This window comes from Brevibacillus choshinensis (genome assembly GCF_016811915.1).
In the GTDB taxonomy this organism is placed as follows: Bacteria; Bacillota; Bacilli; order Brevibacillales; family Brevibacillaceae; genus Brevibacillus; species Brevibacillus choshinensis_A.
In genome coordinates this window covers 4,209,357-4,226,375 of the sequence record NZ_CP069127.1, presented here as the reverse complement: position 1 = coordinate 4,226,375, position 17,019 = coordinate 4,209,357, and the positions used below count along the sequence as shown (strand labels likewise).

At 52.8% G+C, this 17,019-nt stretch carries 23 protein-coding genes; 18 read left to right on the top strand and 5 right to left on the bottom strand.

What is annotated here, in order from left to right:
- Nucleotides 1–109 precede the first annotated feature (109 nt).
- The 11 genes from JNE38_RS21265 (at nt 110) to JNE38_RS21215 (ending at nt 8,767) form a co-directional block, all read left to right on the top strand.
- Nucleotides 110–541, top strand: coding sequence for a gamma-glutamylcyclotransferase family protein (locus JNE38_RS21265; protein ID WP_203353152.1), 432 nt, complete (start codon nt 110–112; stop codon nt 539–541).
- A 49-nt stretch (nt 542–590) separates the two neighbouring features.
- Nucleotides 591–1,124 (top strand): hypothetical protein, encoded by a 534-nt coding sequence (locus JNE38_RS21260; RefSeq protein WP_203353151.1) that lies wholly within the window; start codon nt 591–593, stop codon nt 1,122–1,124.
- Between the two features lie 86 nt (nt 1,125–1,210).
- The gene (gene tpx / locus JNE38_RS21255) at nt 1,211–1,732 is read left to right on the top strand and encodes a thiol peroxidase (protein ID WP_203353150.1); all 522 of its coding nucleotides are present in this window, start codon (nt 1,211–1,213) and stop codon (nt 1,730–1,732) included.
- A gap of 176 nt (nt 1,733–1,908) precedes the next feature.
- Nucleotides 1,909–2,658: a class I SAM-dependent methyltransferase gene (locus JNE38_RS21250; protein WP_203353149.1), complete on the top strand. Its 750-nt coding sequence runs from the start codon at nt 1,909–1,911 to the stop codon at nt 2,656–2,658.
- A gap of 177 nt (nt 2,659–2,835) precedes the next feature.
- Nucleotides 2,836–3,480, top strand: a complete 645-nt coding sequence (locus JNE38_RS21245; RefSeq protein ID WP_203353148.1) for a TetR/AcrR family transcriptional regulator — start codon at nt 2,836–2,838, stop codon at nt 3,478–3,480.
- Nucleotides 3,477–4,175, top strand: coding sequence for an MBL fold metallo-hydrolase (locus JNE38_RS21240; RefSeq protein WP_203353147.1), 699 nt, complete (start codon nt 3,477–3,479; stop codon nt 4,173–4,175). The genes JNE38_RS21245 and JNE38_RS21240 overlap by 4 nt, the downstream gene beginning before the upstream one ends.
- A gap of 63 nt (nt 4,176–4,238) precedes the next feature.
- Nucleotides 4,239–4,724 (top strand): hypothetical protein, encoded by a 486-nt coding sequence (locus JNE38_RS21235; RefSeq protein WP_203353146.1) that lies wholly within the window; start codon nt 4,239–4,241, stop codon nt 4,722–4,724.
- Nucleotides 4,725–4,801: 77 nt separating this feature from the next.
- Nucleotides 4,802–5,701: an RluA family pseudouridine synthase gene (locus tag JNE38_RS21230; RefSeq protein WP_203353145.1), complete on the top strand. Its 900-nt coding sequence runs from the start codon at nt 4,802–4,804 to the stop codon at nt 5,699–5,701.
- Nucleotides 5,702–6,003: 302 nt separating this feature from the next.
- Nucleotides 6,004–6,933, top strand: coding sequence for a fumarylacetoacetate hydrolase family protein (locus tag JNE38_RS21225; RefSeq protein ID WP_203353144.1), 930 nt, complete (start codon nt 6,004–6,006; stop codon nt 6,931–6,933).
- Between the two features lie 27 nt (nt 6,934–6,960).
- Nucleotides 6,961–8,121, top strand: coding sequence for a homogentisate 1,2-dioxygenase (locus JNE38_RS21220; protein ID WP_203353143.1), 1,161 nt, complete (start codon nt 6,961–6,963; stop codon nt 8,119–8,121).
- Nucleotides 8,122–8,137: 16 nt separating this feature from the next.
- Nucleotides 8,138–8,767 (top strand): flavin reductase family protein, encoded by a 630-nt coding sequence (locus JNE38_RS21215; protein WP_203353142.1) that lies wholly within the window; start codon nt 8,138–8,140, stop codon nt 8,765–8,767.
- A gap of 65 nt (nt 8,768–8,832) precedes the next feature.
- Here the strand turns inward: JNE38_RS21215 and JNE38_RS21210 are convergent, their stop codons facing one another.
- A complete protein-coding gene (locus tag JNE38_RS21210) occupies nt 8,833–9,078 on the bottom strand; it encodes a hypothetical protein (RefSeq protein ID WP_203353141.1) in 246 nt (81 codons plus the stop codon).
- A 176-nt stretch (nt 9,079–9,254) separates the two neighbouring features.
- Between JNE38_RS21210 and JNE38_RS21205 the strand changes: the two genes are divergently transcribed.
- A complete protein-coding gene (locus JNE38_RS21205; RefSeq protein WP_203353140.1) occupies nt 9,255–9,611 on the top strand; it encodes a PspC domain-containing protein in 357 nt (118 codons plus the stop codon).
- A gap of 174 nt (nt 9,612–9,785) precedes the next feature.
- A complete protein-coding gene (locus JNE38_RS21200; protein ID WP_203353139.1) occupies nt 9,786–9,962 on the top strand; it encodes a hypothetical protein in 177 nt (58 codons plus the stop codon).
- Between the two features lie 86 nt (nt 9,963–10,048).
- Here JNE38_RS21200 and JNE38_RS21195 read toward each other — a convergent pair whose 3' ends face one another.
- The 3 genes from JNE38_RS21195 to map form a co-directional block, all read right to left on the bottom strand.
- The gene (locus JNE38_RS21195) at nt 10,049–10,657 is read right to left on the bottom strand and encodes a TetR/AcrR family transcriptional regulator (protein WP_203353138.1); all 609 of its coding nucleotides are present in this window, start codon (nt 10,655–10,657) and stop codon (nt 10,049–10,051) included.
- Nucleotides 10,658–10,661: 4 nt separating this feature from the next.
- Nucleotides 10,662–11,699, bottom strand: a complete 1,038-nt coding sequence (locus JNE38_RS21190; RefSeq protein ID WP_203353137.1) for an LLM class flavin-dependent oxidoreductase — start codon at nt 11,697–11,699, stop codon at nt 10,662–10,664.
- Between the two features lie 171 nt (nt 11,700–11,870).
- On the bottom strand, nt 11,871–12,617 hold the full coding sequence (gene map, locus JNE38_RS21185) for a type I methionyl aminopeptidase (protein ID WP_203353136.1): 747 nt from the start codon (nt 12,615–12,617) through the stop codon (nt 11,871–11,873).
- A 218-nt stretch (nt 12,618–12,835) separates the two neighbouring features.
- On the opposite strand from map, the gene nadE reads away from it, so the two are divergent.
- Together nadE and JNE38_RS21175 are read left to right on the top strand one after the other, a co-directional pair.
- Entirely contained in the window at nt 12,836–13,588 is a 753-nt protein-coding gene (gene nadE, locus JNE38_RS21180) for an NAD(+) synthase (protein WP_203353135.1), read from the top strand.
- A gap of 93 nt (nt 13,589–13,681) precedes the next feature.
- Nucleotides 13,682–13,903 carry a hypothetical protein gene (locus JNE38_RS21175; RefSeq protein ID WP_203353134.1) on the top strand — a complete coding sequence of 74 codons (222 nt, stop codon included), beginning with the start codon at nt 13,682–13,684 and terminating at the stop codon, nt 13,901–13,903.
- 189 nt (nt 13,904–14,092) lie between these two features.
- Here JNE38_RS21175 and JNE38_RS21170 read toward each other — a convergent pair whose 3' ends face one another.
- Entirely contained in the window at nt 14,093–14,584 is a 492-nt protein-coding gene (locus tag JNE38_RS21170) for a DUF2062 domain-containing protein (protein WP_203353133.1), read from the bottom strand.
- A 288-nt stretch (nt 14,585–14,872) separates the two neighbouring features.
- Here JNE38_RS21170 and JNE38_RS21165 point away from each other — a divergent pair, with 288 nt between their 5' ends.
- Genes JNE38_RS21165 through JNE38_RS21155 form a run of 3 tightly spaced genes read left to right on the top strand, consistent with a single transcriptional unit; the run spans nt 14,873 to nt 17,004 of the window.
- Nucleotides 14,873–15,502: a DedA family protein gene (locus JNE38_RS21165; RefSeq protein WP_203353132.1), complete on the top strand. Its 630-nt coding sequence runs from the start codon at nt 14,873–14,875 to the stop codon at nt 15,500–15,502.
- A complete protein-coding gene (locus JNE38_RS21160) occupies nt 15,499–16,041 on the top strand; it encodes a YkvA family protein (protein ID WP_203353131.1) in 543 nt (180 codons plus the stop codon). The genes JNE38_RS21165 and JNE38_RS21160 overlap by 4 nt, the downstream gene beginning before the upstream one ends.
- A gap of 18 nt (nt 16,042–16,059) precedes the next feature.
- Entirely contained in the window at nt 16,060–17,004 is a 945-nt protein-coding gene (locus JNE38_RS21155; RefSeq protein WP_203353130.1) for a 3'-5' exoribonuclease YhaM family protein, read from the top strand.
- The last annotated feature ends 15 nt before the right edge of the window (nt 17,005–17,019 follow it).

Genomic DNA, 17,019 nt, shown 5'->3' with positions numbered 1-17,019 from the left:
GTAAGAAACAATTGAAAAAAGTATATATAATTACAATATACAAAATCTTCACTATACAAAACAGCCTTTTTTCCCAGAGAGGATTCTGATAGAGAGGGAGTGGGATACGGTGAACAAGACGATACCCGTGTTCGTATACGGTACATTATTGGAAGGCTTTCAAAACCACGATTGCTATGTGAGACCCTATCAGCATAAGGCGATTGCCGCCACCATCAGAGGGGCAATCTATCACCTGCCACAAGGCTATCCGGGCCTAGTGGAAGGGACAGAGGACGTGGTTGGCGCCCTACTATTCTTTGCGCAGCATGAGTACGAGGCAGCGCTATCCGGCCTGGATGAGCTGGAGACGTATTTCGGCCCAGACGATCCGAGAAATGAGTACGAACGCATGGAGGTGACCGCATGGATAGCGGAGTCGAATGAAGCGGTGACCGCGTACGTGTATCGCTATTTGGATGAGGAGTATGTCAGACGAGAGGGCATTCGGGTGCAGGACGGCGATTGGCGGGGATATTTGCTGGCGCGGGGTGCTGAATAGCGAATGAGGCTTTTGCCAAAACTGGTAGGGAAAAGGAGGGATCCCTGCCATGGAACTGTTACATGCGGAACCAGCACAGATATGGCGTCTGCTCATTCCACAAGGTCAATGGATGTTCCCTGATGAAGTACCGGAAGACGAACTGATTTTTCATTACCGGGACGATATTTACTTTGTAAATAATGACGGCTCAGTTCTGTCCATGCCAAAGCCCGCTTGCTACGATCTGTTGGATTTGGGCACACTGCTGGAGTATCTGGCAACATCAGATTGTACCGTTGATTTTGACGACGAGGGGGAATTTGACTACGGCTTCGTCCTGAAGCGGATGGGTTACATCGTTCCGGTCAGGCAGAAGGGAAAGAGGGCGACGTTCCAGATCGAGATCATCAATACGGCTCTGCCCAAGGTGCATGCCAATCGATACGAATTGAAAAATGTCCACTTTGTCTTCGCGCTCTATCATGCACTGATGCGCTGCCATGAGCTGAATGCAAAAACAGATTGGGAGTACGAGCACGAAGTGAAGCGAATTGAGAAAATAGAATCCAGTTCGACCACAAAAGTGCAATCGAATCTGTAATTTCTACTATTGGCATAGTGAAAAAAAGCGAATGATAGGGTATGATGAGTAAGTACATATGAATGATTGGTGAGGAGGAAGAAATCATGGCAACAGCTGTAGAGCGCCAAGGCGCATTCGTATTCAAAGGTGGCCCTGTAACTTTGGTGGGTCCGGAAATCAAAGTGGGCGATACTGCTCCTGATTTCACAGTAGTAGGCGGAGACCTGAACCCAGTGACTTTGGCTGATTCCAAAGGAACCGTTCGCATCATCTCCGTAATCCCTTCCATTGACACAGGCGTTTGCGATGCGCAAACTCGCCGTTTCAACGAAGAAGCAGCAAAATTGGATGGCGTGACTGTCCTGACTGTTTCCGTTGACCTGCCTTTCGCACAAAACCGTTGGTGCGGTGCTGCTGGCATCGACAAGGTGAAAACCGTGTCTGACCACAAAGACCTGTCCTTTGGTACTGCGTATGGCGTAGCAATCAAAGAATTCCGCCTCTTGTCCCGCGCTGTATTCGTCATCGACGCGAACGACAAAGTCGTACACGCTGAGTACGTTGCGGCTGCTGGCGAGCATCCAAACTACGAAGCTGCTATCGCTGCTGCACAAGCTGCGAAGTAAGCTGCAAGCGCTGAAGAAAATGAGCCAGGCCCTCTTCGTCTATGGGACGAATGAGGGCTTTTTCATTTGCTGGGGGCCGATGACAGATGCTAAGCTGGAGGTAATTCTATGGATGAAGAGTGGTTGGGGGTAGACATTTTTCCTGGCGCCCATCACGAGAGGGGAGATTCGAAACGATGAGTAACCATCCGTTTTTTGAAATTCATAAAGACATCCCGCGGGAAGGGCCAGGAAATAACGAGAGCACGAGAAAAGCATTTCGCCTGCTGAATGGGCTGCCGGCACATCCGAACATTCTCGATGTTGGCTGCGGTCCAGGTATGCAGACAAAGGAGCTGGCCACATTGACGGAAGGGACGATCACAGCCCTGGACCGTCACGAGCCGTTTCTGCGAGAGCTGGAAAAGTGGACGGCCGAGCACGGACTGACGCAGCAGATCAAGACGGTCCAAGGTGACATGTTCGACATGCCTTTTCCGCAAGAGAGCATGGATCTGATCTGGTCGGAGGGCGCTATCTATATCATCGGGTTTGAGCGCGGTCTGCGCGAGTGGAGGAAGCTGCTTGCGCCAAATGGCTACCTGGTCGTCTCGGAGTTGACATGGCTGACCCAAGAACGCCCGGATGAGATTGAAGCCTTTTGGATGGAGAATTACCCCGCAATCAAGCAGGCAGAGGCAAACGAGGGAATCATTGAGGAAGCAGGCTATCATCTTCTCCATCATTTTACGTTGCCAGAGGCAGGCTGGTGGGAGTACTACAGACCGCTGCAGGAGCGAGTCGCCTTGCTGCGGGAGAGGTACGACGGACAGGTGGAAATGCAGCAAGCGCTGGATGAGACGCAGAGGGAAATCGACCTGTACAAAAAATACGGAGCCTATTACGGTTATGCGTTCTACATCATGCAGCGGCAAAACGACAAATAAATAGGAACAAGCGAAAACGCTCAGCCCCAAAGTGGGAGGAGCGTTTTTCGTTTGGATCCGCCCATTTCCTGATGAATGGAAAAAAGTGTATTGACGAATGTGTAACCAGTGGTTATATTATTACCAACGGTTAGTTACCGATGGTTAGTAAAAGGTCCGACAAGGGGAGTTCAATCGATGGCAAGCAGACAGGAAATGCGTTCAGAAGAAACCAAAAAAGCGATTTTGACAGCGGCAGCGGAGCTCTTTTCCCAAAAAGGCTTTGATGCCGTGTCGATCCGGGAAATTGCCAAGGAGGCAGGATGCTCGCATACGACTCTATACATTTACTTTAAAGATAAGGAAGCCTTGCTGCACGAATTGTCTGTCGGTCCACTCCAAGCACTTCAGAAGCAAATGGAGAACGTGATCGCTGACAGCACCCTTTCACAGGATGACCGGTTGAAGAAGGTCAGTGTCCTGTTCATCGAGTTTTGCCTGTCGCACCGCACCATGTACACGCTGTTCTTTATGGTCAAGGCATCACGTATTGATGTAGAGGCGGAGCCTGCTGAAGAGCTGCAAATCCTGCGAACGAAGCTGTTTGACCTTATGAAATCTGCGCTGCTGCAGAGTCTGCCTGAGGAAAAGAACGAAGCTCGGGCGCTCGCTTTTGCACGCATCTACTTTTATGCCTTGCATGGAATCATTGGGACGTATACCCACTCCGAGGAAACGAGTGAGCAGCTGATGGAAAGGCTGGCTCCTACGTTTGAACTGTCGGTGGAAGTCGTCCTCGAGGGATGCAAACAACAGATGGAAAAAGGAGCGGGTCGAAAATGAAAGCAGAACAAATATCAGAGCATGTATGGAGCCTCAGTACCTGGCTGGTCATTCCCTTGCGCGTCTGGGTCGTCGTCGAGCCTGATGGGGTCACGCTGGTGGATGCGGGCATCCCATTCCTGACAAAAGGCATCCTTTCTTTCATCGATCAGCTGGGAGCAGGTCCCCTCAAGCAGATCGTGCTCACACATGGCCATTCCGATCACGTGGGAGCGGTAAAACGCATCGTGGAAGCCAGAAAGACTCCCGTATTCGCGCATGAAATCGAAATTCCTTATTTGGAGGGGAAGGAGCCATACCCTCGCCGGAAAAAGGCAGAAATGACGGTGACACCGGGGGTCGTGCAGCCGCTTCGGAAAACGGCGGAGGGAGAACTGGAGACCACCGCAGGGCTCACGCCATATCACACACCTGGTCATTCTCCCGGCCACGTCGTTTACTACCATGAAGCGGACGGGGTGCTTTTGGCCGGAGATTTGTTCACATCAAAGGCAGGGAAGCTGAACAGGCCGATGCCGATGTTTACGGCAGATATGGCTGAAGCGCTCAAAAGCAGCCTGATTCTGCGGGAGCTGCAGCCGGCTCATCTGGAGGTATGCCATGGTAAGCCTGTGAAGAGGCCGGCTGAACATCTGGATGAGTATTTGCAGACAACCGCAAGAGCGCATGCGATTCCGGAAAGCGTGTGGCAGTGACACAGTCTGCAAGTCGGGTGTAACATCCCGGCTTTTTTTGCGTCTTATGACTGAGGTGATTGCATGAAAAAAGCCGGAATCATCGCTCGATTGTGCCTAACGGCCTCTGTGCTGTTGACAGGCTGTCAGCCATGGCAGACGAGTGTTTCCACCGCCAAGCAGCTGCCCCATCCACCGGAACCACTGATAAGCTGGCAAGGGAAATCAGCGTCCACGGTCCCCACTTCGTCTTGTTGGGAGTACGAGGGACAAGGCGTGTGTATAGACATGGCAGCTCCTCCTGAAGTCATCGGTGAAAAAAAGCCCAAGCCGCTATCTGTCCAGCCTGGAGCGACACTTACGGTGACCTTTCCACAGCCCCCCATCGATAAAACGCTGCGCGTCACCCAATGGCTCGGAACCAAACAGATGGATCAATCGCTGGAAAACGGAAACGAGTGGAAGGCGCCTGAGCAGCCTGGCTGGTACTTGTTCGACGTTCGTGGGCAATGGGAACAAGGAGACGCCGGGCACGCCTTTGTGATTGAAGTACGACAACCGAGATTGTAGCTGGCAGCGTTGTCTGCGGACGATTGGCCGATCTTTTTGGTATACTGGCATCAGGTATGACCCAAAGGAGAGACAACATGCTAGAAGAGCTGATACGATTTACGGCAGACGAAGCGGATACAGGCCACACAGTCCGGGATGTGCTGCAAAAGCGCTACGGAGTGTCCCGCCGCCTGCTGATTCGGGCAAAATTCAAGGGATTGATTACACGCAACGGAGAGCATGTATTTGTGAACGAAAAGCTGCAGGCAGGGGATGAAATCGCGGTGATGGTCACGGAGGATGAAGAAGAGACGGTCGCACCGGAAGAAATGCCGCTTGCCATCCGTTACGAGGACGATGACTTGATGGTGATTGCCAAGCCTGCGGGACTGGTCGTCCACCCAACGGGAAATCATGCGGGCGGGACGCTGGCCAACGGGGTGATCGCTTACTGGCAAAAACGTGGTGAGCACAGAAGATTTCGCGCCGTGAACCGTCTGGATAAGGATACATCGGGACTTTTGATCGTCGCCAAAAATCAGTGGGCCCACGAGCAATTCAGCCGGATGCAGCAGGAGCGCACGATTCAGCGCATTTATCAGGCGATTGCGGAAGGGGTGGTAGAGCGAGAGGAAGGAGCGATCGACGCACCGATCGGTCTCGCAGAGGACTCGTTCATCACTCGGCAGGTACGCCCCGATGGTCAGACGGCTGTCACCCATTTTCGTGTGCTTGCCCGCGGGGATGGCATGACGCATCTGGAGCTTGCGCTTGATACGGGGCGTACCCATCAGATTCGCGTTCATATGAGCCATCTCGGGCATCCATTGGCCGGAGACGATTTGTATGGAGGCAGCCGGGAGCATATCGGCAGACAAGCTTTGCATGCCTTCCGACTCTCTTTCGTCCATCCGCGGACGGGTCTTTGCATGGAATGGACGGAGCCTTTGCCGGCGGATATGAGCCAACTTGCCGCTGCTTTTTTTGCGAAGTAGGCACCTGTTTTTGGCATTTTCCTCTGGAAAAGCGAAAGCGTTTTCGTTATGATGACTGTAATCAATGATTTTTCAGACAGTGGTAACACTTGGACGACAGCTGGTTGTCTGCGGGGAGAAGTCCACAAGACTTTTTCTCATGTAGCAGATAGGGCCCAGTTTGCGCCTGACGCATGTTTCGGAACGTTTGACAACGGGGATCCCCCATCTTTGTCATGCAACCGAATCGGCTTGGGGGTGAGCTGGGCCCTTTGGCGTCTTCTGATGAGTGAAACCGTCTGGGGAGCAAAGGGAGTGATCCAATGAAGCTGGTGTCCTATCGAAAAAACGCTGGAGAAGCTTGGCGGGCGGGAATTTATGAGGAAGGCCTGATTGTGGATGCGGCTCAAATTTTTCCGGATGCACCTGTCACCGTGCCGGAACTGCTGGGGCAATGGGAGGTCTGGGAGCCAAGACTGCAGGCAGAAGTGGCAAGAGGGAGCGTGAGAGGTCTGGGACTGCCGATGGATGAAGTCCAGCTTGGTTCCCCGCTCCCTCGTCCTGGCAGCTTTCGCGACTTTTACGCGTTTGAGGCTCACGTCAAGACCGCTCGGGCACAGCGTGGATTGGACATGGTTCCAGAGTGGTATGATTTCCCGGTTTTTTACTTTTCGAATGCATCTGCCTTTACCGGTCCGGAAGCCGCGATTCGCAGGCCCAAAGCGACCCAATGGCTGGATTACGAGCTGGAAGTGGCCTGTGTGATCGGAAAAGCCGGCGTGAATATTTCGGTGGAGGAGGCAGCTGCCCATATCGCAGGGTATTGCATCCTCAATGACTGGAGTGCACGTGACATACAGCGCGAAGAGGTCAAGGTAGGGCTCGGTCCCGCGAAGGGGAAGGATTTCGCCACCTCGATGGGGCCGTGGCTGGTGACGCCGGATGAGCTGGAAAGCGCGAGGATCACAGGAGAGCGCGGGGACGGCTACGACCTCACCATGGTGGCGAGAGTGAACGGCGTGGAGTACTCCCGAGGCAACCTTCGAGACCTCCACTTCACCTTTGCAGAGATGATCGCCCGGGCTTCCGCCGATTGTCCGCTGTACCCAGGCGATGTCATCGGCTCCGGCACAGTGGGGACCGGATGCATTCTGGAGCTGGGGGCAGACCGCTACGGCTGGCTGGCTCCCGGTGATGTAGTCGAGCTGGAAGTCGAACGGCTCGGGATCTTGCGGAATCGGATCAGCGAATAAAAGGAAATGGGAGAAGGGGGAAGAACGATGGCCTTTTATCATCGGATGGGGGAAGTGCCGAAAAAGCGGCATACGACATTTTTCAAACCGAACGGGGAGCTCTATCGCGAGCAGGTGATGGGGACCAAAGGATTTTCCGGCATTCAATCGATTCTGTACCACCACAATCCGCCTACACAGGTAAAAGCGACTCGCAAGTTTGCGGATGTCACGCCCCGGTTTGTCCAGCAGGATGACTTGAAGCATCAGCATTTCAAGACGTTCGATGTCCAGCCTGGCAAAGACCCGATTACGGGGCGCCGTTACCTGCTCGGAAACAACGACGTACTGATGGGGGTATGCGCGCCGACAGAGCCGATGGACTATTTTTACCGCAATGCCGATGGAGATGAGGTCATCTTCGTCCATGAGGGGGAAGGCGAGCTTCAGACAATCTTTGGGACCCTGACCTATCAGCCTGGCGATTATTTGGTCATCCCGATCGGCACAACCTACCGTATCGTTCCCACCGCACAGAGCCGCTTTCTCGTGATCGAGTCGCAAAACGAGATCGTGCCGCCCAAACGCTATCGGAATGAACACGGCCAATTGCTTGAGCACTCCCCGTTCTGCGAGCGGGATATCCGATTGCCAGAGCGGCTGGAAACCCATGTAGAGCGCGGAGAATTTGAGGTGCGGGTCAAAAGGCAATCGGTTGTCTACAGCTATTTCTTCGACTTCCATCCGTTTGATGTGGTGGGGTGGGATGGATACCTGTATCCGTACGCTCTCAGCATTCACGATTTTGAACCGATCACAGGGCGCATCCATCAGCCGCCTCCCGTGCATCAGACATTTGCGGGGCACAATTTCGTGATCTGCTCCTTTGTTCCGCGCCTGTACGATTACCATCCGCAATCGATACCCGCGCCTTATTTCCACAGCAATGTCGAAAGCGATGAGGTGCTATACTACGTAAAAGGCAACTTCATGAGCCGGAAAGGGATATACGAGGGCTCCATTACCTTGCATCCGATGGGCATCCCGCACGGCCCGCACCCAGGCAAGATTGAGGGCAGCATCGGCAAAAAGGAAACGAGCGAGCTCGCCGTCATGCTGGATACGTTTCACCCGCTGCAGGTGACGAGGGAAGCGCTGGATATCGAGGATGGAGCGTATATGGCCAGCTGGCTGCCGCCAAGCGAGTAAGAAGGAGGAATGCTTCATGGAATTAACGATGGCTGATTTGGAACGGCAAGAAAAATACAAGCTGCTCATCGGGGGCATCATCCCCCGGCCGATCGCTTGGGTCACATCGATGGGTGGTGATGGCCTCCTCAATGCGGCTCCGTTCAGTTACTTTAACGTCGCCAGCATTGAGCCCATGCTGATCTCGGTAGCCGTCATGCGCAAGCCGGGAGGGATCAGCAAAGACACGGCCCGCAACATCCGGGAAACCGGCGAATTTGTCGTGAATATGGTGGACGTGCACAACGTGGATGTCATGAATCAGACGTCTGCGGATTATCCTCCGGACGTGAGTGAGGTAACCGCGCTCGGACTTGCGCTGCAGCCATCCTCAACCGTCAAGGTGCCGCGGCTTGCGGTGTCCCGCATTCATTTTGAGTGCAAGCTCCACCAGATCGTGGAGCTGGGCAGCCCAGTGACCTCCGACCTCATCATCGGGGAGGTTCTCCACGTCCATGTAGATGATGCCTTGTATCATCAGGGGCGGATTGATGCCGAAGCTTTTGCGCCAGTCAGCCGGCTGGCTGGACACAGCTATGCGACGTTGGGTGACATCTTCGACCGCCCGCGACCGGTTTATACGGAGTCGGATTCCGTACGTAAATGAGGAGAGGAACAGGAAAAAGGCCGCCCGACGAATCGAGGCGGTCTTTTGGCATGTCCTGCCGTCCATCACTTTGGCACGAGCCCCGGGTACTGTGACACCGAATCGGGTCTGATCCAGCGGTCGTATTCTCCGGAGGTGCTGGCGTTCACAGGAGGTCCGTAGGGAGTGACATTGGGCTCCATCCCCTGTGGGTGAACGATGTTTTGCTGATAGTAATAATGGCGATCACTCTGGATGAAGCTGCGATCTTTCGTCGGATTTGCAGAGCAGCCCGCTAGCATGCAGACAGCCACTAGCCAAATGAGCGGCATGACAGATCACCTCCCCTGTAGCGTAGACGTGATGGGGCTATTTCATGCAGAGCTTGACCGATCTCCGTCCGAGGTCGGAGGACAAATCCCTCTGTGGGCCATTTTGCCGAAAGCGGCCGTGGGGTATCCTGTAGATACAAAGCAAGCGGATACAAGTAGAGAGGAAGGAATGCGACATGGAAAGACGTTTATACCGTTCCGGGCAAGATAAAAGGCTGTTTGGGATTTGCGGAGGGATTGCTCAATTTCTGAATATCGATTCGACGCTGGTACGTGTCGGGGTCGTCATTTTGACAGTGTGTACAGGGATTCCGATTCTGATTTATTTGCTGCTGGCGATGATCATGCCAAAAGAGCCTCGCTTCTCTTACGCGGGGGATGGATTTGATGTGTACGAGCGGCCATATGCCCAGGGATATTCCCAAGCCCGCATGAACGACCTCGATTCCGAGATTGACCGTCTGGAAAAACGGGCACTGGTACAAGAGGTACAACGTCTGCGTGCCGAACTGGGCAAGTACAAAAACATCTAAACACGGCTGCGGGACTTCCTCTGATGGGGGAGTCTTTTTCTCATTTCAAAGCGGACTTATGGCAAAAGTCCTCGTCGTGAAAAAAAGGCCTGTCTCCCTACTGGGGTCATGGAAACAATTGGTTCCTTCCGCATAACATGTAAGGTGGAAAATGTACATAGGGAGGGAAAGGCAGTGTATCTCGGCGTGTTCGATTTGAACCAGCGTTTGGAGCAGACTCGAAAAGTTCTTCGTGAAAAGCAACATCTGAAGAAGCTGATCGAGGAAGACATTCGCGATCTGGAAAAAGATATTCAAGATCTCGAAGCAATGACCAACAACAAGACATTGGCAACAAGCGTAAAAGGCTAAGTCACCCGCTATGACAAACGCGAAGCGGGAAGTTCGATGTAAAAAAGTGGCTGCTGCATGTTGAATGCGGCGAGCCACTTTTTTGTTTAAAGCTGCAATGACGAGGAGACGGCGGCGTCTATCACTTTTTCCACGATGACGGGAAGCATCTGGATGGCTGCGCTGTCTGTCCCATAAGTCTGACTATCCGCATAGGTCCCCTCCATCAAAAGGCGGAGCGTGTAGGCGAGCTCATGGGGATGCTCAGCCCTCAGTGAGGTCGCCATCTCCAGGAACGTGTCGTGCACCCGCTTTTGATGAGCGGTGACGAGCTCCCGCACAGGATGGGAGGTATCGGCGAATTCAACCGCCACGTTGATAAAGCAGCAGCCGCGAAAATCCGTACACGACGCCTTCGCAGCCAAATCCCGAAAGAACTGAATGAACTGCTCCCGAGGCTGATCCGGATGCTTGGATATACTGGCCGTCCACTCCGACCAAAAAGCCTGCTGCTTTCGGGTGATGTAGGCGAGGATCAGGTCGGTCTTGGAGGAGAATTGGCGGTATACGCTCATTTTGTTGATGCCGGCCCTCTCGACCACTGCGTCCACACTGACTGCATGAATCCCTTCCTGATAAAAGAGCTCTTCGGCTGCGTTCAGAATGATTTCCTGAGCCTCTGCGCGGGGGATCCTCGTACGCTTGCCAGCTGTCATCCCGTTATGATCTCCAGACATCTGCGACAATTTCATAGGAGTGAAGACGGTCTGCGTGATCAAACATGGAAGTGGTGATCATCAGCTCATCTGCTTGCGTAGAATTCAGCAGCTCCTGCAGCTCCCGTTTGACTGTCGCTGGGCTTCCGATAATGGAAGAGCGCAGCTGGGATTGAACGGACAGCTTTTCAAACTCGCTCCACAGGTCATCCATGCTGTCGACAGGCGGCTGGATCGGCTTCAGATCGCCGCGAATGATATTCAAAAATGCTTGATAATGAGAGGTAGCGAGGCGCTCCGCTCTCTCGTCCGTATCCGCAGCCATGACATTGACGCCTACCATCGCGTACGGCTCATCCAGCACCTCGGATGGACGGAAGCTATGACGGTACGTCTGCAGGGCAGGCAAGGTGTAGTTCGGTGAGAAATGGCCGGCAAAAGCAAATGGCAATCCAAGCATGCCTGCCAGACGAGCGCTGAAATCGCTGGAGCCGAGCAGCCAGATCGGGATGTTCAGACCTTCACCCGGAATCGCCTTTACTCCGACAGGAGAATCTGCGAGGCTCGGGTTCAGATACTCCCGCAGCTCTTGCAAAAGCTCTGGAAAGTCTTCCCCGCCGATTCGCAGATCGCGGCGCAAAGCGCGTGCTGTACGCTGGTCTGCCCCTGGCGCTCGTCCCAGACCGAGATCGATGCGTCCCGGATAGAGTGATTCCAGCGTGCCAAATTGCTCTGCAATGACCAAAGGAGCGTGATTGGGCAGCATGATGCCGCCTGAGCCTACCCGAATCGTGGACGTCCCGCCGGCGATGTGACCGATCAAGACAGAGGTGGCGGAACTGGCGACACTCGGCATGGAGTGATGCTCGGCCAGCCAAAAACGGTGATACCCCCACTTTTCCACTTGCTTGGCAAGATCAAGGCTATTCTTGAAGGACTGGGTAGCGCTTCCTCCCTCGACAATCGGCGATAAATCGAGGACGGACAAGGGAATATCGCCCAATCGCTTCGTTGCTTGACGATCATTTACGGATTCAGACATGTATGGAAAACCTCCTTTGAAGGTTTGTTACTAGGCAGTAACAAGTATTTGCATCATACGAATCCACCAAGCAGGTGTCAAGATTCCGATGTTCAATCCAGCACATTCGGCGCCTGCGGATGAAACGGACAAAAAGAAAAAGCCCTATCGTGGGCTTTTTCGTCGCTTGCATTATTGTTTGGTCAAAATGACAGGTCCATCCGCGGTAATCGCGATGGTGTGCTCATACTGTGCGGAAAGCTTACCGTCACGGGTGCGCGCTGTCCACCCATCCTCGTCGATCCTCGCATGGTATGTGCCGATGTTGAGCATAGGCTCGATGGTGATGACCATGCCTTCTTTCAGACGCTGACCGCGTCCTGGAGGGCCGAAGTGGGGAACGTACGGCTCTTCGTGCATATCCACTCCGATTCCATGTCCGGTAAAGTCGCGCACGACGGAGTAGCCATTCGCTTGCGCATAGGTCTGGATGGCGTGGGAAATGTCCCCGATCCGATTGCCCACTACAGCCTGCTCGATCCCTAAGTACAGCGACTTTTCGGTGACTTCCAGGAGCCGCTTGGCTTCGGGGGAAACCTTGCCCACTTCGTATGACCATGCGGAATCCGCTAGCCAGCCGTCTTTTCGCACGACCATGTCGATCGTGACGATATCACCCTCGCGCAGCGGCTCTTTCTTGGGAAAACCGTGGCAAATGACATCGTTCACGGAGCCGCAGGTCGCATACGGATACCCGGAATAACCTTTTTGCTCTGGGGTTGCACCATGTTTGGCCAAAAACTCTTCCACAAATTGATCAACGTCCCAGGTAGAAACGCCTGGACGAATCATTTTTTTGATTTCTCGATGACAAGCGGCCAAAATAGCTCCGGCCTTGCGCATCATTTCGATCTCTTCTGGTGTCTTGAGGATAATCATCGACTCTCTCCTTGTCCTCGCTATGGTCTCACAGATCAGAATGAACGAGAATTCCGATATGCATCTTGCAATGGAAGCCTCCACCCGGTAGCTGGGGGAGACAAGTTTTCTCATCTACTCGGTACATTATATAGTGTAGACCGATTTTCGGCTAATTGCCACCGTGAAAACTGCGTGGTAGGATGAGGAAGAAATATTCAACCCGGGGGGTAGGAAGCATGGACAAGTTTCAGGAACATCTGGCGAACTACCAGATACATGTAAAAGATGACGCGGAAAAACGCGTTGCCTTTATTCGTGAACAGATTGACGGACCGGGGTTGGGCGGAGCGGTCGTAGGGATTTCCGGTGGGATCGACAGTGCGGTGACAGCCGCGCTCTGCGTACGGGCACTGGGCAAAGAACGAGTGATCGGGGTTTGGCTGCCTGCGTACTCCCAGGACGTGCATGCAGAAGATGCACAGCGATTGGCGGATGCGATCGGGCTGAATCTGGTGACGGTCGATGTGGGAGCGGCTTTCGATGCGATTGTTCCGGCGATCGAAGGCGTGCTGCCGCTGGACGCCAAAACGAAAGGGAATACAAAGGCTCGCTTGCGCATGACGGTGCTCTACGCAATCGCCAACCAAAAAGGCTATCTCGTAGTCGATACATGCAACCGCAGCGAAGTCTATGTCGGATACATGACAAAAGGCGGCGATGGCTTGGCGGACATCAATCCGGTCGCCAGTCTGACCAAGCACGAGGTGCGAATTCTGGCAGCGGAGCTGGGAGTTCCCACTTCCATTATCACCAAGGCACCATCTGCTGATCTGTGGGAAGGGCAAACGGATGAACAGGAAATGGGCTTTACCTACGAAGACCTGGACCGATTGCTGATTACAGGTGAGACACGGCCAGAGGCAAAAGAGCGCATCGAGTACCTGCACCGCATTTCCGAGCACAAACGCAGCCTCATGCCGGAAATTTAATGGATGAGCAAGGTAGCCAATCCTTGATTATTGGGCAATAATGTACGATAATAGAGGTTATGCACAGATCTTTCTGAGAAAGAGGTGGAACAGATGTCGACGACAGAATTGATGCTGAGAACAAGTCTGGAAGGACGTGTGAAGCGTACGTTGCAAACGTACTTCCGTCGCCCGAACTACGTGTTGGTCAGCGAAAGCCTGGGTGCGAACGGCCTGTCCCCAGAGCAAGTGGAAGTAACCCTGGAGCTCTTGAAGCAAGACATTACCGTTGCCGAAATCATGGAGCAACTTCGGGATAAAGGCTACTTCGCATAATGGTAGGATGACAAAATGAAAAGACCGGTCTGACATGTAAAGCAGTCAGAACCGGTCTTTTTTATACAGATAAGAATTTATAAGATTCTTATCCAGTATAAGTGCAACATAGCGAGACCTCGAACAATAGTGAGAAGGCGAGACCTGTACCCTTTGGGTGCAAAAGCTTGGCGGAGCCTCGCACCCTTTTCAGGAGGTGGAACGGCCTTGTGCGATGGAGCGGCGCATTTTTTTGCGACGATACAGCTGCAAGGCTGCGTATACGAGAAAATAGCTGGCGATTGCGACAATAAAACCTACGACGGCACTGCCTGTAAAGTAAGCTAGTCCCTTGTCTTTCATCCACAGGAGCCATTTTTCCCACGGAGGCATATGCCCAGTGACAAAATGCTCATTGATAGGTTTACCCACGATCGCATACCCAATCTTGTAGTTGATCACCATGAAAATGGGAAGCACTAGCTTGCCGATTACAAAAGCGATCAATCCAGCGGGTAAACTCGCTCGAAAAATTTTAATCAGAGGAAACAGCAATAGGAACGCCAAACCGAAAGTAGGCAAGGTAATGAACTCAACGAATATACCAACAGAAAAACCACGCGCGACAAAAGAAGGAGCACCCTTCATTCGAACCAGCTTGTAATACTCGTACTTTAACTTGCGGTAGATTTTTTTCCACATCCGGCCTGTCCCTCGTTTATCCCGTTTCTATTTATCTTATCTACTTTCATTATAGCGAATCGGCTTTCGGAAAGCCACGGCTCGTGTCCATGATATCGATATTTATCTCCGAAAAGTTTATTCAGACTTAACGAAAAAGGCGCGGCCGTGATGGCCATCCAACAAATTTAGTGAACTAGGTAAACGTACACTGAGAACGGGATAAAGTCAACCGGGCGGATTTGAGAATGGTGTAATCTTTTGGCATAATGGGTGTAAGGCGGACATGCCGGAAAAGTGGTGAAGTGATTGGAAGAAATGATGGGATCTTTTGGCGGATACATTTCGCAGTACGGATATGGGGCACTTTTTGCTTTGTTTTTTCTGGGGATTCTGGGAATGCCGCTCCCTGAAGAAACCTTGCTCGTTTTTTCCGGCTTTCTCGTCTCTACGGGTAAACTGGAATATTGGCCTACCTTGCTCGTCTGCTTTTTCGGATCGATCTTGGCCATGACAGCCGCGTACTGGATTGGCAGAACGCTCGGATTTTCTTTTATCGAGCGCTACGGCAAGCGATTAGGGCTAGGGTATACCGTCTATAAAAAAACGGAGGATTGGTTTAATCGAGTAGGGAAGTGGGCGCTGCCAGTGGGCTATTTCATTCCGGGAGTCCGACAGTTTACTGCCTATTTTGCCGGAATCACGCGATTGCCGTTCCCTACATTTATGCTGTACACGTACTTCGGAGGTCTTTTTTGGAGTCTATTGTTCGTGACGCTTGGCTGGCAGCTTGGTGAGCGCTGGGATGATGTGTTTGATTTGGTCTCCCGCAATCTCGCTATCTTTTTCCTTGCTGTTCTGGCAGTGATCGCCGTATGGTCGTACGTCCGTCACAAGAAAAACGCGGTGAGAAAACCGAAAAGGGAGGAATCGCAATGAACGAAGAGGATCGCAAACAAGACGATAACCATGAGCATACATCTGCCAATCTGCCTGCGCTGAGACAGACAGAAGAATTGATACCTGTCGTACTGCCTGAAAAGCATCAGCGCTTCTACGATAAGCTGCGTGAAAAAATCGAGAGCTTTATCAAAGAAAAAGGGGTAAACGATACGGTTGCCAGCTACATTTTGCTCGCTCCGGACTTGTTCGTCCTGCTGGCTCGCCTGATGCTGGACAAGCGTGTGAGTGTTCCGTCCAAAGCGATTGCAGGGGTGGCTGTCGCCTATTTCATTGCCCCGCTCGATTTTATTCCGGAAGTCCTCGTAGGCGGATTTGGATTGCTCGATGATGTCATTTTGGCTGTGTACGCGCTGCGGCGCATTCTGGTCGATGTGGATGAAACGATCGTCCGCGAGCACTGGAATGGGCAAGAAGACCTGCTCGGCGTGATTACCAAGGTGATCAAATCGGCGGACGACCTGGTCGGCAAAAAGATTGTGAAAAAACTGGAAGAGACGTTGTTCCGAAAAAAATAGGCTGGGATGGGAGAACAGATGAAATACCTGATGGAGTATCTGGAGGGAGAGCGGGTTATCGCGTTTTGCCTCGTGAAATCAAAGGAAAGCGGAGTGGCGAGCAACCAGAGCGAATATCTCAATCTGGAGCTCGGCGATCGGTCCGGCACGATCATGGCCAAGCTGTGGGATGTAAGCAGCGAGCTGAAGGAAGGGATCGCGGTCAAATCCGTCGTCAAAATCGATGCTACCGTACAGAATTATCGAGGGAAGAAGCAGCTGGTGATCCAGCGAATCAGACCCGCGTCCCCTTCGGATGAGGTGGTCATGGAGTCGCTGATTCCGATTTCACCTGTACCTGTGAACGAGCTGTGGGAAAAGCTGATGATGACCGTGGAAAGTTTGCAGTGCAAAACGCTGCAGGCTATCATCAAGGACGCATTGTCCGATGAAGAGATCAGTGAGCGATTGCGCCACTATCCTGCAGGCGTTCGCATGCATCACAACTACTACCACGGACTGCTCGAGCACATCGTCTCGCTTTTGACTGCAGCGGAGAGGCTTTTGCCGCTCTATCCGCAGGTGGACAGGGATGTGCTGTATGCCACCTGCATCATGCACGACATCGGAAAGCTGTACGAGCTGTCCGATCCGATCGCGCCCGATTACACAACGCCAGGGCAATTGATTGGACACTTGGTCATGGGGGCTGAGATCGTGAGCGGGATATGCCGAAAGCTCGACATTCCTTTGGGTGATGCCGAGGTCCTGCACTTGAAGCACTGTATCCTCAGTCACCATGGTGAAGTGGAGAATGGATGGGGAAGTGCCGTATCTGGCAAGACGCCTACAGCGGTCCTCTTCCATTACCTCGACCAGATCGACAGCAAGATGAACGCCTTGGGGCAGACATTGGCTGATGCTGGCGAGGAAGAATGGTCCTATGCAGGAGTGCTCAGAAGAAAAGTATGGCGCGGCTATTAAGCCGAAAGATATAGT